Genomic DNA, 12319 nt, shown 5'->3' with positions numbered 1-12319 from the left:
CGCTCCAGCGCTGGCCGTCTCCGAGCTGGAGGGTGAGCAGGCGCTGGTCTTGGGTGAAGGCCGAGGCGAAGCTGGACAGTAGGTCGGATAGATTCATAAGTGCTCGACTTATCGATCGCTAATCACGCGGTAAACATTGGATGAAAGCTGCAAGGTTGCATCAAAGCTAACAGGCGGGCGGGTTGGATGGACTTTGAGAATGGCATCCACCCGAAAGCGCAGATGGCGCTCCAGTTCGCGCGGCGCATCCAAGCTAATGCGTACCCGTGATAATCGTGGTTCGTGTCGTTCGATCGCTTTGCGTAGCCGGTCGCGCAAGTGCTCGCGGTCTTGCGGGTTGAGTAGACTTACGCCAGATAAATCCGGAATACCAAATTGCAGCATGGAGTCAGCCGCCAGCGGTGAGGCGGCAAATACTTCGTCCTGCTCCATGAGGCGGGTGTTGAGTAGATACTCCAGATCACGGGCCAAAGCACGGCGGAACTGCGAGATGTCAAACAGCATGTGCTGATCTCGCTGCGGTTGATCGGGTTCATCATCCAGTAGCCGATCTAGGATCGATGGAACAATGAGCGCCTGTCGACGAGCAAGAGACATCTTAGCCAACCACCTGCGCTACTTGCTGGCTTAGCAAAAAGTGATAAGTGATAAAAATACCGGTTGCTACGACGGCTAATAGTGCGAAGTACATCCAGAGCGGTAATTCATGGCGAACAAAGGCCTGAAAACGTTGCGGCAGTTTCCAATTCGGGGCAAATTCGGCTTTGCCACCGCGTACTTGTTGAATCTCTTGCCCGACTCGCGCGGTGAGGTAGCCCAGCTTTTCTTGTCCTTCCAGCAGGTATTTACCTTGAAATCCCAATAGTAGGGCGGTGTGGAATACCTCTAGTGCTTCAATGTTTTTCGGTGGATCAAGCCGGAGCATTTCCAGTCGATCAAAAAAACCCTCCCCGGCTAGATGTTCACCAAAAATACGCAGTTGCAGTGGCATCCGCTCCCATTCTTCGCGCAGTGTAAATTGCGAGGCCAGAATCAGCTCATCCATCAGTGCGCAGAAAGCGTATTTTGCTTCATTGATGATATGGCTCTCTTTGCCGAAATTACGGGCATTTTTCTCATATTGAGCGAGAAACTGATCGATCCGGCGATTGAATTCAGCGGCGCTATTGGGTTCATTGCCATCGCGTAATAGAAATAGCAGATAAATGCCGTCTTCCATCAGCTCACGCAGATTAGGCGCGGTGGGCTGATTGATCGTGAGTGTGGGGCTAGCGGCTGAACTTAGGGCTTGATTCATGATGATTTCCTATCTAAAAACGGCGATCAGCTCGAGTTTGAGCTCAGCGAGCGATTGCGGGACATAGATGCAGATGCTGCGTGATTGCTGCATGCGCTGGAAAATGTCACCCCGAGGTTCAAAGGCAAAATAGTGATTGCCCACTCGCACCGGAACCGCTGAAGGGGTTTGGCTGGCGTGACTGAGACTGACCCCACGCATGGCCGAGTTGAGGATTTTTTCCACATCATCGGGGGCGCCCACTTTGAATTTGAGGGGTACATTTTCAATGATGGCGGTGGCCGGCATATCGCTTTGGATCGACAAGTAGTAATCCACGTTTTCCAGTAAGCGTTCGCTTTCCAGACGGCCGATAAAGAATGATGGCTTCGGTGAGTGCAGCGGGATAATCGCGTAGCGGGCGGAGATGACCGTTTCTAGCAGTTCGCGGATTTGTAGATCCAAGAGGTTAAATACCTGGAATAGATCATCATGCTGATACGCAGGGATGTCGGCGAGCGTATAGAGCGGGGAGAAGGTTTGTAATTCACCGCAGAATTCGCATAAAGCTTGGTATAGCTCTTCAGGATGCAAAGGTTCGCAGCGCGCCAGATGATTGAGGCGGGCAAAGTTGCGATTGACCGTGTGCAGTAGCCAGAATGAGGCAATGTCGCTCGTGCCATATTCCATGACGTTTTTGGCGCGCTCACGGTGCGCACCTGCCAGTGATTGGCTTTTTACCAGCAGAATATCAAGCAGGCGCCGGAGCAGATTACTTAACTCTCCGACCGCAGAAGTCGTCAGGCTGGGCGGAAAAAAGTCGCTGGCGATTTCCCATTGGCCTGCTGCATTTTTTTGCAGCTTGGCCAGTGCAACTTGTTCGTAGCCATCGCGATTTTCTTCTTCGAACATCAGGCGAATATCCAGCTCTAGCGTGCTGAGATCGGCATCGAGCGCCTGGGTATACAGATCGGAAATCGGGCTTTGGTTCGTCCGAAAGCGCGCTGGTCGATTGGCCTGTTGATCCGGATTGATCGCATTGCCGCCATAGGCCTGCAATTGAGCCACACAAACATACAGGGTGGTGCTCACTCCCAGTTGTGGAATATCTTGCAAATTGCGCCCCAGCGGCAATGGGTCATGTAAAGGCGCAGCACACTGGGTGCCATCCTTAAATAAGACCTCCAGCTGATCCAAGCGGATCTGACCACCACGTAAAGCTTCTTGGTCAATCTGAAAGCGGCGTACTCCCCAAGCATACCGATGGAACAGTTGCCGTTCGGTGCTCAGTGCAGCCTCGGTAAATAAATGCTGCTGTTGAAAGTGTTGCGGGCGTAAGAACATCCCTTCGCCCCACAATACGCGTTTAGCTTTGATCATAAATTCGAATACTTGTAATAAATGCTAATGATGGTGTTTAGCGCTGGCAGCGCTTAGCGGCTGCGGGGTTTGTTGCCTTGGCAATCTGGCTTGCTCCAGGCTGGTTGGCCAGGAATTGCTACGGGGCTTGGATTAAGTGAATACACATAGCAGTCACCCGCGCCGATCTTCAGCGCCTTATCTTTGCGAATGGCTTTTGCATCCAATAGAACGCGCCAGTACTGAGGGTGTGGTTTACGAAAAAAGCCCACGATGCCGACTAGCTGGGTTTCATTTTGTAATTGATCGGGTAATTCAATCGGTTTGCCAGGTAGTAGCACCATTTCCTGCTTCTTAACCAAAGATTCGCCCAGTAATTGCTCCGCTGGTTTGCCAGTTGTCACTTCATCAAATGTGAGTCGATTGAATTGTTCTGAAGATTTGAGCTGGTAGACATGTACTACCAGCGAGAGCGATTTGCCGCTGGTATCACGGTTCAGTGTCGGCTCGGCCTGAGCTTGCAGATTGACGGGGATTGGTGCGGTCGAGGTGCAGGCGGCCACGAGAGGGAGCGCGAGCAGCAAAGTCAGTACTTTAGATTTCTGACTTTTTTGTAATTTAATTTTGTAAGGCATTGCGGGTTTGCGTCAATAATGTCTGATTTTCTAGTAAGCCTGTATACCATGGATGCTTGTAACATTACTGTGATCTTGTTCATATGATTGCAAGCCGTGTAATCATAAGCTCAGCCCTCGTTCAAATGGCCGGAATGTTTTCCGAGGATTGAGGTTGCCTGCGTTGGCCTTCTGGTGGATTTTTCTGCCTCTGGCAGTGATTTTTGTAGTACTGCTGTGGGTTGGGTATCGCTTTTTTTTGCCAAGTAAACCTGCGCTACTACTGGCTGAGGTGGGGGCAGATACTCCTGATTTAAGCCTTGATATCAAGCCAGCTGTTGCAGACGTCGAGTCCACTGGATTGGCGGCCGCGTCGTTACGGCCATCCGGTGTCAATCCCTTGTTGTGGTGGTTGTCGGCTTTGGTGCTGGTGATTGGTCTAGTGATTTGGAGCACTCTGCGCCTAGATGCTTTTCATCATCTCTCATTTCTGCTTCCGAGCGAATTACGAGGCCAATTGCATATCAACGCGGCCTTAACCGAGGCCCGGCTTGAGCCCCCTGCGCCTTTGCCGCCCGAGATCTTTCTGGCCGTTGCTAGCCAGCGTCCCGGATTGATGCATGCCAGTCGAGACTGGTCTTTGTTAGAGCCGGTATTTGTACAGCAGGTATTGCAGGTCATGAAGAAAATGGAAGAGCGCGGCTATCCACTGGCCTTGCTGGAGGGGTATCGCAGTGCAGAGCGGCAGGATGAGTTGGCACAGCTCGCTAATGTGGTTACCAAAGCTAAGGGTGGACAAAGCAAGCACCAATACGGTTTGGCCGTGGATTTGGCGCCGGTTCGAAACGGCAAGATTGTGCTGTCAGCGAAAGATGAATGGGCGATGCAGGCCTATCAGGCCCTAGGCGAAGAAGCTGCGGCTGTGGGCCTCACTTGGGGCGGAAACTGGTCATTTAAAGATTATGGGCACATTGAGCAAACGGGCTCATTGGCCAAGTTGTTGCAAAAAAATAAATAGAGTGGGGTATAGCAAGATGGGTAGCTGGCAGCGTAATGCCAAACTTATCTCGGCAATCGGGTTTTTGATTCTGATTGCATTGATCTGGTTTGTGGGACCGATGTTCGGTTTGCAGTCGGCCGAAGCGCGCTTTGGTTGGGTGTTTGCGGTGATGATGCTTTGGGTCGCGACTTTATTGCTGGGGCAGTTGTTCAGCAATCGTGCTGGCGCACTCATTGAAAAAATGCTGCAAAAGCAGGCCGATGAGGCCGTGATCGGGGCTAGCGCCGATAAGCGTGCCGAGGTTAATCTCTTGCGTCAGCGGCTATTGGGCGCCATCGATACCTTGAAAACCTCGGAATTGGGCAAGGCGCGCGGTTCGGCTGCGCTGTATGAATTGCCGTGGTACATGATTATTGGGCATCCAGCGGCGGGAAAAAGTACGGCGATTTTGCAATCGGGTTTGAGCTTTCCCTTTAGTGATAAGCATGGCATTCAAGGGGTGGGCGGTACCCGCAATTGCGATTGGTTTTTCTCTACCGAAGGCGTGCTGCTCGATACTGCTGGCCGCTACGCCACGCAAGCTGAAGATAAAACCGAATGGATCGAATTTCTTAAGCTACTTAAACGGTATCGCCCTAAAGCGCCGGTGAATGGCATTCTGGTTACGATTAGCTTGCCCGAGCTCGCACAATTTAACTCTGAAGGTTTTGTACTGTACGCCAAGCAAATCCGCGAGCGTATTCATGAAATCGAAGATGTATTTCAGCTGAAAGTACCGATTTATCTGGTGCTGACCAAGCTGGATTTGCTCGGCGGTTTTGCGCAGTTTTTCGAAGAATTGTCCGATGAGGAGCGTAATCGGGTATGGGGTGCGACCCTGACGGCGGAGCAGGGAGCTGGGTTTGACATCAAGCAGGTGATCAAACAGCAATTTGAGGCATTGCTGCGTGGTTTGCAGCAAGTGGGCGAAGAAAAGATGTCCGCGCACCGCGGCAATCAAAATAAACCTGCTTATTTTGCTTTCCCGATTGAGTTCAATGCGTTGAAAGAGGCGGTGAGCAAGTTTGTGGAATTGCTGTATCAGGATGACCCGTACCACAGCCGCCCATTATTACGAGGCTTTTATTTCTCTAGCGCCTTGCAAGATGGACTGCCGCGCATTGCGGCCGCTACACGGGTGGCGCAACATTTTGATTTGGCCCGCAGTGGCTTCGATGTCCGCCAGGCTCCAGCTTCATACAGCTATTTCTTGCGCGATTTGTTCCGCGAGGTGATTTTTCCTGATCAGCATCTGGTCGTCAGCCAGACTGGTACCAGCTCATCCAAATGGCGCATTGCCGGTATGGTGGGGGGGGTATGTGCTGTGGCGCTTTGTGCAGGCTTGTGGACATGGTCATACATCGGAAACAAGAAGCTCATCGAGCAAGTTGCCGGTGAATATCAAAGCGCTCAAAAGCTGGCCTCTTCCGGCAGTGTCTATGATCGCCTGCAAGCTTTGCGCACCATGCAAACCCAGTTGGAAATTTTGCAGAGCTATCGTAAACAAGGCCATCCATGGCAGGTCGGCTTAGGTCTCTATCAGGGTGAAGCGCTTGAAACGGCCATGCGCAAAAAATACTTCACCGAGCTGTATGCGGTGATGCTGCAACCCGTGAAGCAAAACCTGGAGCGGACGTTGCAGCAGGTGGCCGCCCAGCAAGTGGCAGTAGCCCCAGCGCCTACGGCGCAGCCCACCAGTGTACCCCAGGCCACGACTGGGCCGGTCGCCACGCCAGCTGCCACCACTGCACCCGTTAAAAAACAGCCTCCGCGCCGTAAGCCGGAGGGGTTACCCAACATCAAGATCGGCGCATGGTCTGTGCCACAGCGTGCTACCGCAGAAACCGCCGCTTCGGCCAATGCCACACCGGCGGCGCCAAAACTGGACATTGGTTACAACGCGCTAAAAACATACCTGATGCTGCATGAACAGACTCGGATGGAAGAGGCGCATTTGGCTGATCAGATTCCACGCTACTGGCGTAGCTGGCTGGAAGAAAACCGTGGCGGGCGCACGCCAGAAGAGATGGCTGCAGTTGCAGAACGACTGATTGCGTTTTACATCAGTCAGATCAAAGAGGCCGATCTGCCACTGATTGAAAACAACGCACAAGTTGTCAATGATGCGCGTAGTGTGCTGCGTGCCTCGGTCAAGCAATTGAGCGCGACTGAGCGGGTTTATAACGAAATCAAAGCCCGTGCCAACACCCGCTTTGCGCCGTTGACTGTGCCAAAAATTCTCAATCAGCAAGCCACGGATGTGGTGGCAGGCAGCCAAATGGTGGCGGGTGCCTTTACCCGTGAAGCGTGGGAGAAATTCGTCCGTACTGAAATTGCCGAAGCCAGCAAAGGGGAGGTGAAGTCGGATGACTGGGTATTGGCCTCTAGCCAGAAAGATAATCTTGGGGCGGACGGGAATGCCGCCAAAAATCAGGAAGAATTAGAGCGCCTGTATCGGCAGGAATATGCTGCTGAATGGAAAAAATTCCTGCAGGGCGTGATTGTTCGTGACTTTAGTGGTTTGCCGGCCGCAAGTAATGCGATTAGCAAACTCAGCGATGTGCAGCAGTCACCGGTTAAGTTGATTTTGGCTCGTGCCGTGCAGGAAACCGCTTGGGATAATCCATCGGCATTGTCAGATAAGATCCAGACAGCCAAGCAATCGGTGATCGAAAAAACCACCGAATTAATCAAAGGCCAAGCAGCACCAACCACCGCGCCCGCTTTACAACGCGGAGTAGTGGGCCAGCAATTTGCGGATTTGGCACAATTAGTACAGCCAAACCAAAGTGGGGTCGCACCACTCAATAGCTACTTTGAGCAATTGGGCAAGTTGCGCAATAAACTGACCCTGATCGCCGCTTCGGATGATCCGGGCGCGCAGGCGCGACCGCTCGTGCAGGCTACCCTCAATGGTTCAGGTTCCGAGCTCGCCGAAACCTTGCAGCTAATCGATAACAGTCTGCTGGTATCGGTGAATGCCGAAACCCGTGAAATGGTCCGCCCATTGCTAGTGCGCCCATTGATGCAAACCTATGCGGCGTTGCTCGGGCCAGTGGAAAGTGATCTTAATAAAGCTTGGCAACGTGAAGTCTATGGCCAGTGGAAAACCCTGGCTACTAAGTACCCTTTCGCAGATGGTGGGCCGGAAGCCTCGATGGGGGATATTGCCAAACTGCTCAAACCGAATGAAGGCGCGCTGGGCAAGTTCAAAGAAAAATACCTGACGGGGCTGATTATCGAGCAGGCAGGTGGCTTCGTTCCACGCAGCTGGGCCAATATGGGTATTAAATTTAACCCGGCCTTTTTAACGGGTTTTAGCCGCCTGGATGCGCTAGGCAGTAGCAATCAGCTGGCCGAGCTGGATAACGCCAAATTTGAATTGCAGCCTGTACCCACGCCGGGCCTATCGGAAATCACCTTGGTGGTGGATGGTCAGGAAATCAAATATCGCAATGGCCCGCAGCCGTGGCAAACCTTTGCCTGGCCGAATAACAATGGCGCGCAAGGGGCGCGAATTCAAGTCGTGGCGTTCAATGGAGCCAGTGCGGTGGTCACGAATCATCCGGGTCGCATGGGCTGGCTGAAGCTGGTATCACAGGCACAAGTTGAAAAGCAGGATGCAGATAGCGCGGTTCTAAGCTGGAAAATTCGCAAAGGGGATGCGGGTGAAGCTGAGGTGGTGCGCTTTAATTATCGTGCGGTAAGTGGTGTCAATCCGTTGCAGCTCAATGGTTTACGCAAGCTTTCCCTGCCAGAACGCGTGACCATGTAAAGGATTTGAGCCATGCCTTTCAATCTCAAAAAAAACCATGAGCAACAATTGCAGTACGCCGTATTCGGCAAGCTGCCACGTCGCGCAGATTTTATCCGCATCAATGCGGGGCACCCGATGGTGCAGGATGTCGACCAGCGCTTTGCACGTAGCTTGGCCGATATCACCGTCAATCCTGAATGGGTCGAGGCCTATCTAGGTCATGGGCCCAGTGAATTCATGCTGCGCAGCCAAGATGGCAAGTGGAGTTTCCTGGGCGTGGTGCACCCCAGTCAGGATGAAGCAGGGCGGAAATATCCGCTTTCTGCAGGGGTATGTGTCCCAGGTGAAAGCCTGACGGGGGCTGAGGCGCTATACCTGCTCGCTAACGAACTTTTCTATACCGGGCTGCGCGATCAGCTGAGCAGCGCCATTGATAACTCGGTGGAAATGCTGGCCTGCAAACAATTTCTGGAAGAGCAAATCAGTTTTAGCGCTCGCTCAGCCGCGGATATCGATCTGGCCGAGCAACTCTTGCAGCGCTACATGAGTCAGCTCAGTAGCCAGACCCTGGGCCAGCGCTTGCAGGCAGCGGGCTTGCAGGATCTGGAAAGTACGCTCTTGGCTTTCATGTTTTACCTCAAGCTGGTGCAACGTTTCGGTGCAGGAATGTCGCCGCAAGTGTTTGTGCTGCCTTTGCCCGCGCAGCAGGGGGAGGCCATTTTGGGGGCCGCCGTTTGGCTGGATTTATACCGTACCGCCACTGAGTTTTTGCCGGCCCATCCGATCAATCTGGCCTTGATTACCCGCGCAGAGCAAAAGTACCTCGTGCTGAGCCCTGCCGAATTCGATCAGAAAACCATCCAGTTGTTTTGGGGCGCAGATTTGCAGTTGGCTCGCAGCATTTTAGCGCAGGGGCAGGTAGGACCGTGGTGCAGTCACCAGCGCTACGCGGAAGCGGCATATGTATTGGGCCGTCAGTTAAGCGATCCGTCACTGAATGTTTTGAAGTTAAAAGCAGTTGTTCGTCAAATCGCATCAAACATTGATTGATGCACCTTTTTATATTGCCACTTGGGGATAGGTCATGGGCAAGGAAAGTACTCAGAAGAAATTATCTCGCGTGCGCCCGCCACGGGTGCAAATCACATACGACGTTGAAATCGGCGATGCGATCGAAAACAAAGAGCTGCCCTTTGTAATGGGCGTGTTGGGCGACTACAGCGGGCAAAGCAAAGAACCGCTACCCAAGCTCAAAGAGCGTAAGTTTGTGCAAATTGACCGCGACAACTTTGATGATGTCCTCAAAGGCATGGCGCCGCGCTTGGCCTACAAGGTGGAAAACAAGTTGAAAGATGATGGCTCGCAAATGTCGGTCGAGCTCAATTTCAACTCACTGGCCGATTTCGAGCCGCAGAATGTGGTGAATCAGATTGAGCCCTTGCAGCAATTATTGGCTGCCCGCCAGCGTTTGGCCGACCTGCGCAACAAGGTGGTCGGTAATGACAAGCTTGAAGAGTTGCTGGATGAAGTCGTTCGCGACACCGAAAAGCTCAAGCAAATCAGTCAAACCCGTAGCCCAGTAGCAGGAGAATAAGCATGACCCAAGATCAAGCCGTCCTTGAGTCTGGCGCACCGGTGTATGCCGAGCGGGCATCCTTACTCGATACCATCATCGAAAACAGCAAAATCGCCACGAACGATCAAGAGAAAAGCCATACCCGTGATCTGATCGGCGAACTGGTCGAGCAAGTGCTGGATGGCACGGTGACCGTTTCGCGCGATCTGACCGCCAGCCTCGATGCGCGCATTGCCGAAATCGATGCCTTGATTTCCGAGCAACTGAATGCGGTGATGCATCAATCCGAATTCCAGAAGCTGGAAGCCTCATGGCGTGGGTTGAAATATCTGACTCAAGAATCCGAAACCGGCACCATGCTCAAAATCAAGGTGCTGAATGTCTCGAAAAAAGACCTGATCAAAGATTTCAAATCATCATCCGAGTTCGATCAGAGTGCGCTATTCAAGAAAATCTACGAGGAAGAGTACGGCACTTTTGGTGGCGCCCCATATGCCGGCCTGATTGGCGATTACGAATTCGGCCGTCACCCCGAAGATTTTTATCTATTGGATGAGCTCTCGCACGTGGCTGCCGCTTCGCATGCGCCACTCATTACGGCGGCCAGTGCCAGTATGTTCGGTCTGGAGAGTTTTACCGACATCGGTAAGCCGCGCGATCTGGCCAAAATTTTCGACACGGTCGAATACGCCAAATGGAAGTCATTCCGTGAATCAGAAGACTCGCGCTATGTGGGTATGGTACTGCCGCATGTTCTGGGCCGCTTGCCCTATGGCCGTGACACTGTCCCCGTCGAAGAGTTTGATTTTGAAGAGAGCGTTGATGGCACGGATCACAGCAAATACCTGTGGACCAATGCCGCCTATGCCTACGGTGCCCGTCTGACGCAAGCCTTTGCCGAATATGGCTGGTTGGCTGCGATTCGTGGGGTGGAAGGGGGCGGTCTGGTGGAAGGTCTGCCTGCCCACACCTTCAAAACCGATGATGGCGAAGTAGCCCTGAAATGCCCGACTGAAGTTGCAATCACCGATCGTACTGAAAAGCTGCTGTCGGATCTCGGCTTTATGTCATTGGTGCATTGTAAAAACACCGATTATGCCGCGTTCTTTAGCGGGCAATCGGTGCAAAAGGCCAAGTCTTACAATACCGATGCGGCTAACGCTAACGCAAGATTGTCGACACAACTGCCATATATTTTCGCGGTATCGCGGATTGCGCATTACATGAAATCGATTATGCGCGACAAAATCGGTTCATTTGCCTCGCGCCAGAATGTGCAGGATTTTCTCAATACCTGGTTGGCGCAATATGTTCTGCTGGATGATTCGGCCAGCCAAGAAGCCAAAGCCAAATATCCATTACGTGAAGCGCGGGTGGATGTGGTGGAAGTGCCAGGTAAACCAGGGGTTTATCGTGCAGCAGCTTTCTTGCGGCCCCATTTCCAACTGGATGAGCTAACCATTTCTTTGCGTCTGGTGGCGGAATTACCTAAACCAACACGCTGATGCACTGAAAATTAGTAGTTGAATGTCTAACCCTTTTAGGAGCTATGCAGTATGGCATTTGATGCATTTCTGAAAATCGATGGTATTCCTGGCGAATCCACCGATGACAAACATAAAGATTGGATTGAAATTCAATCGTTTGCTCACAAGCTGGAACAACCTGCGCAAGCGACTGCCAGCTCAGCCGGTGGCGCAACTGCTGAACGTGTGAATCACGGCCAATATGAAATTACCCATTTTCTGGATAAAGCAAGCCCGAAAATCTATGAAGCATGCTGCACGGGTAAACATATTAAAGACGTGACCATTGAACTTTGCCGCTCAGGTGGCGACAAAGTGAAATACATGGAAATCAAACTGGAACAAGTGCTGATTTCACGTGTTGAGCCTAAAGGCTCTGCCAATGATGAAGGTTTTCCAAGCGAATTGGTTACATTCAGCTATGGCAAAATCAAATGGACTTACACCCAGCAAAAACGTGCCGATGGGGCGGGTGGTGGTAATGTCAGCGCAGGCTGGGATCTGACTGCCAACAAAACCATTGCATAATTATTTTCGCCACTTGGCGTAAAACCGACCGATTAACCGCAAGGTTAATCGGTTATTTAGTTATCAAAGGATATAAAACATGAAGCGCTCGGCTTATTTTTTCTTTTCCACCCTCGTGTTGGCCACTGGTTTGTTAGCTGGCTGCGCAACGCAAAATACACAGGATAAAAAGGTAGCGAGTGCCCCAACCCCAACGCCGACCCCGACATTATCACCACAGGCGGTGAAAGACCTGAAATGGCTGCAATTCGAAAAAATGTCAGCCAAGCTTGAACCCGAGCACGAAAAGCAGCTGCTGCAACTCATGCCTTTGTTGCAAAGCAGTAAGTCAATTGTTTTGCGGGGATATTGCAATAAAAAAGAAGTCGGCAATGCCAAAGATGGCGCAATTGCACGCGCTGCTGCGGTAGAAAAATTCCTGCAGAAGCAGGGTATTCCCGATAAAAAAATGACGATCCGTTTTAATACGGACGACGCCAAACACGCTGTAGAAATCGACCTCGATTAACTCCGCTGATCTTTATGTCCCTGCACCTGCCCTCAGTTGATTCATTCAGTGATCTTCTAGCCAGCTTCGCCTCGGCCTTCACCCAAGACCAGCGCCTGCTCACCCTCCAGCTCGGAGACGGCCAGCGCTGGAGCGA

At 52.0% G+C, this 12319-nt stretch carries 11 protein-coding genes; 7 read left to right on the top strand and 4 right to left on the bottom strand.

The window, feature by feature from the left end; all coding sequences use genetic code 11:
- Positions 1 to 108: 108 nt before the first annotated feature.
- The 4 genes from tssE to tssJ are packed head-to-tail and all read right to left on the bottom strand — an operon-like array spanning position 109 to position 3270.
- Positions 109 to 597 (bottom strand): type VI secretion system baseplate subunit TssE, encoded by a 489-nt coding sequence (gene tssE / locus L991_RS01745; protein WP_047391530.1) that lies wholly within the window; start codon positions 595 to 597, stop codon positions 109 to 111.
- Between the two features lies 1 nt (position 598).
- On the bottom strand, positions 599 to 1297 hold the full coding sequence (gene icmH / locus L991_RS01740) for a type IVB secretion system protein IcmH/DotU (RefSeq protein ID WP_047391528.1): 699 nt from the start codon (positions 1295 to 1297) through the stop codon (positions 599 to 601).
- A gap of 9 nt (positions 1298 to 1306) precedes the next feature.
- The gene (tssK, locus tag L991_RS01735; RefSeq protein WP_047391524.1) at positions 1307 to 2656 is read right to left on the bottom strand and encodes a type VI secretion system baseplate subunit TssK; all 1350 of its coding nucleotides are present in this window, start codon (positions 2654 to 2656) and stop codon (positions 1307 to 1309) included.
- A 53-nt stretch (positions 2657 to 2709) separates the two neighbouring features.
- Positions 2710 to 3270 carry a type VI secretion system lipoprotein TssJ gene (gene tssJ, locus L991_RS01730; RefSeq protein WP_052190499.1) on the bottom strand — a complete coding sequence of 187 codons (561 nt, stop codon included), beginning with the start codon at positions 3268 to 3270 and terminating at the stop codon, positions 2710 to 2712.
- A 154-nt stretch (positions 3271 to 3424) separates the two neighbouring features.
- Between tssJ and L991_RS17595 the strand changes: the two genes are divergently transcribed.
- The 7 genes from L991_RS17595 (at position 3425) to L991_RS01695 (ending at position 12183) form a co-directional block, all read left to right on the top strand.
- On the top strand, positions 3425 to 4267 hold the full coding sequence (locus L991_RS17595; RefSeq protein ID WP_231550463.1) for a M15 family metallopeptidase: 843 nt from the start codon (positions 3425 to 3427) through the stop codon (positions 4265 to 4267).
- Positions 4268 to 4283: 16 nt separating this feature from the next.
- Positions 4284 to 8063: a type VI secretion system membrane subunit TssM gene (tssM, locus tag L991_RS01720; protein WP_047391520.1), complete on the top strand. Its 3780-nt coding sequence runs from the start codon at positions 4284 to 4286 to the stop codon at positions 8061 to 8063.
- A gap of 12 nt (positions 8064 to 8075) precedes the next feature.
- Positions 8076 to 9095: a type VI secretion system-associated protein TagF gene (tagF, locus tag L991_RS01715; protein ID WP_047391517.1), complete on the top strand. Its 1020-nt coding sequence runs from the start codon at positions 8076 to 8078 to the stop codon at positions 9093 to 9095.
- Between the two features lie 34 nt (positions 9096 to 9129).
- Complete coding sequence (gene tssB, locus L991_RS01710) at positions 9130 to 9639, top strand: type VI secretion system contractile sheath small subunit (RefSeq protein ID WP_047391514.1); 510 nt, start codon at positions 9130 to 9132, stop codon at positions 9637 to 9639.
- Positions 9640 to 9641: 2 nt separating this feature from the next.
- Positions 9642 to 11126 carry a type VI secretion system contractile sheath large subunit gene (gene tssC / locus L991_RS01705; RefSeq protein ID WP_047391512.1) on the top strand — a complete coding sequence of 495 codons (1485 nt, stop codon included), beginning with the start codon at positions 9642 to 9644 and terminating at the stop codon, positions 11124 to 11126.
- Between the two features lie 51 nt (positions 11127 to 11177).
- Positions 11178 to 11675 carry a type VI secretion system tube protein Hcp gene (locus L991_RS01700; RefSeq protein ID WP_047391509.1) on the top strand — a complete coding sequence of 166 codons (498 nt, stop codon included), beginning with the start codon at positions 11178 to 11180 and terminating at the stop codon, positions 11673 to 11675.
- A gap of 79 nt (positions 11676 to 11754) precedes the next feature.
- Complete coding sequence (locus tag L991_RS01695; protein ID WP_052190497.1) at positions 11755 to 12183, top strand: OmpA family protein; 429 nt, start codon at positions 11755 to 11757, stop codon at positions 12181 to 12183.
- Positions 12184 to 12319: the final 136 nt, after the last annotated feature.

It is taken from the genome of Chitinibacter sp. ZOR0017 (genome assembly GCF_000799095.1).
In the GTDB taxonomy this organism is placed as follows: domain Bacteria; phylum Pseudomonadota; class Gammaproteobacteria; order Burkholderiales; family Chitinibacteraceae; genus Chitinibacter; species Chitinibacter tainanensis.
Note: the sequence above shows the minus strand (reverse complement) of the source record. Positions and strands in the feature narration are given on the sequence as shown.

Coding starts and splice junctions, on each gene's coding strand:
- tssM (WP_047391520.1), top strand. CDS start 4,284: ATGGGTAGCTGGCAGCGTAATGCCAAACTTATCTCGGCAATCGGGTTT.
- tssB (WP_047391514.1), top strand. CDS start 9,130: ATGGGCAAGGAAAGTACTCAGAAGAAATTATCTCGCGTGCGCCCGCCA.
- tssK (WP_047391524.1), bottom strand. CDS start 2,656: ATGATCAAAGCTAAACGCGTATTGTGGGGCGAAGGGATGTTCTTACGC.
- L991_RS01695 (WP_052190497.1), top strand. CDS start 11,755: ATGAAGCGCTCGGCTTATTTTTTCTTTTCCACCCTCGTGTTGGCCACT.
- tssJ (WP_052190499.1), bottom strand. CDS start 3,270: ATGCCTTACAAAATTAAATTACAAAAAAGTCAGAAATCTAAAGTACTG.
- L991_RS01700 (WP_047391509.1), top strand. CDS start 11,178: ATGGCATTTGATGCATTTCTGAAAATCGATGGTATTCCTGGCGAATCC.
- tssE (WP_047391530.1), bottom strand. CDS start 597: ATGTCTCTTGCTCGTCGACAGGCGCTCATTGTTCCATCGATCCTAGAT.
- icmH (WP_047391528.1), bottom strand. CDS start 1,297: ATGAATCAAGCCCTAAGTTCAGCCGCTAGCCCCACACTCACGATCAAT.
- tssC (WP_047391512.1), top strand. CDS start 9,642: ATGACCCAAGATCAAGCCGTCCTTGAGTCTGGCGCACCGGTGTATGCC.
- tagF (WP_047391517.1), top strand. CDS start 8,076: ATGCCTTTCAATCTCAAAAAAAACCATGAGCAACAATTGCAGTACGCC.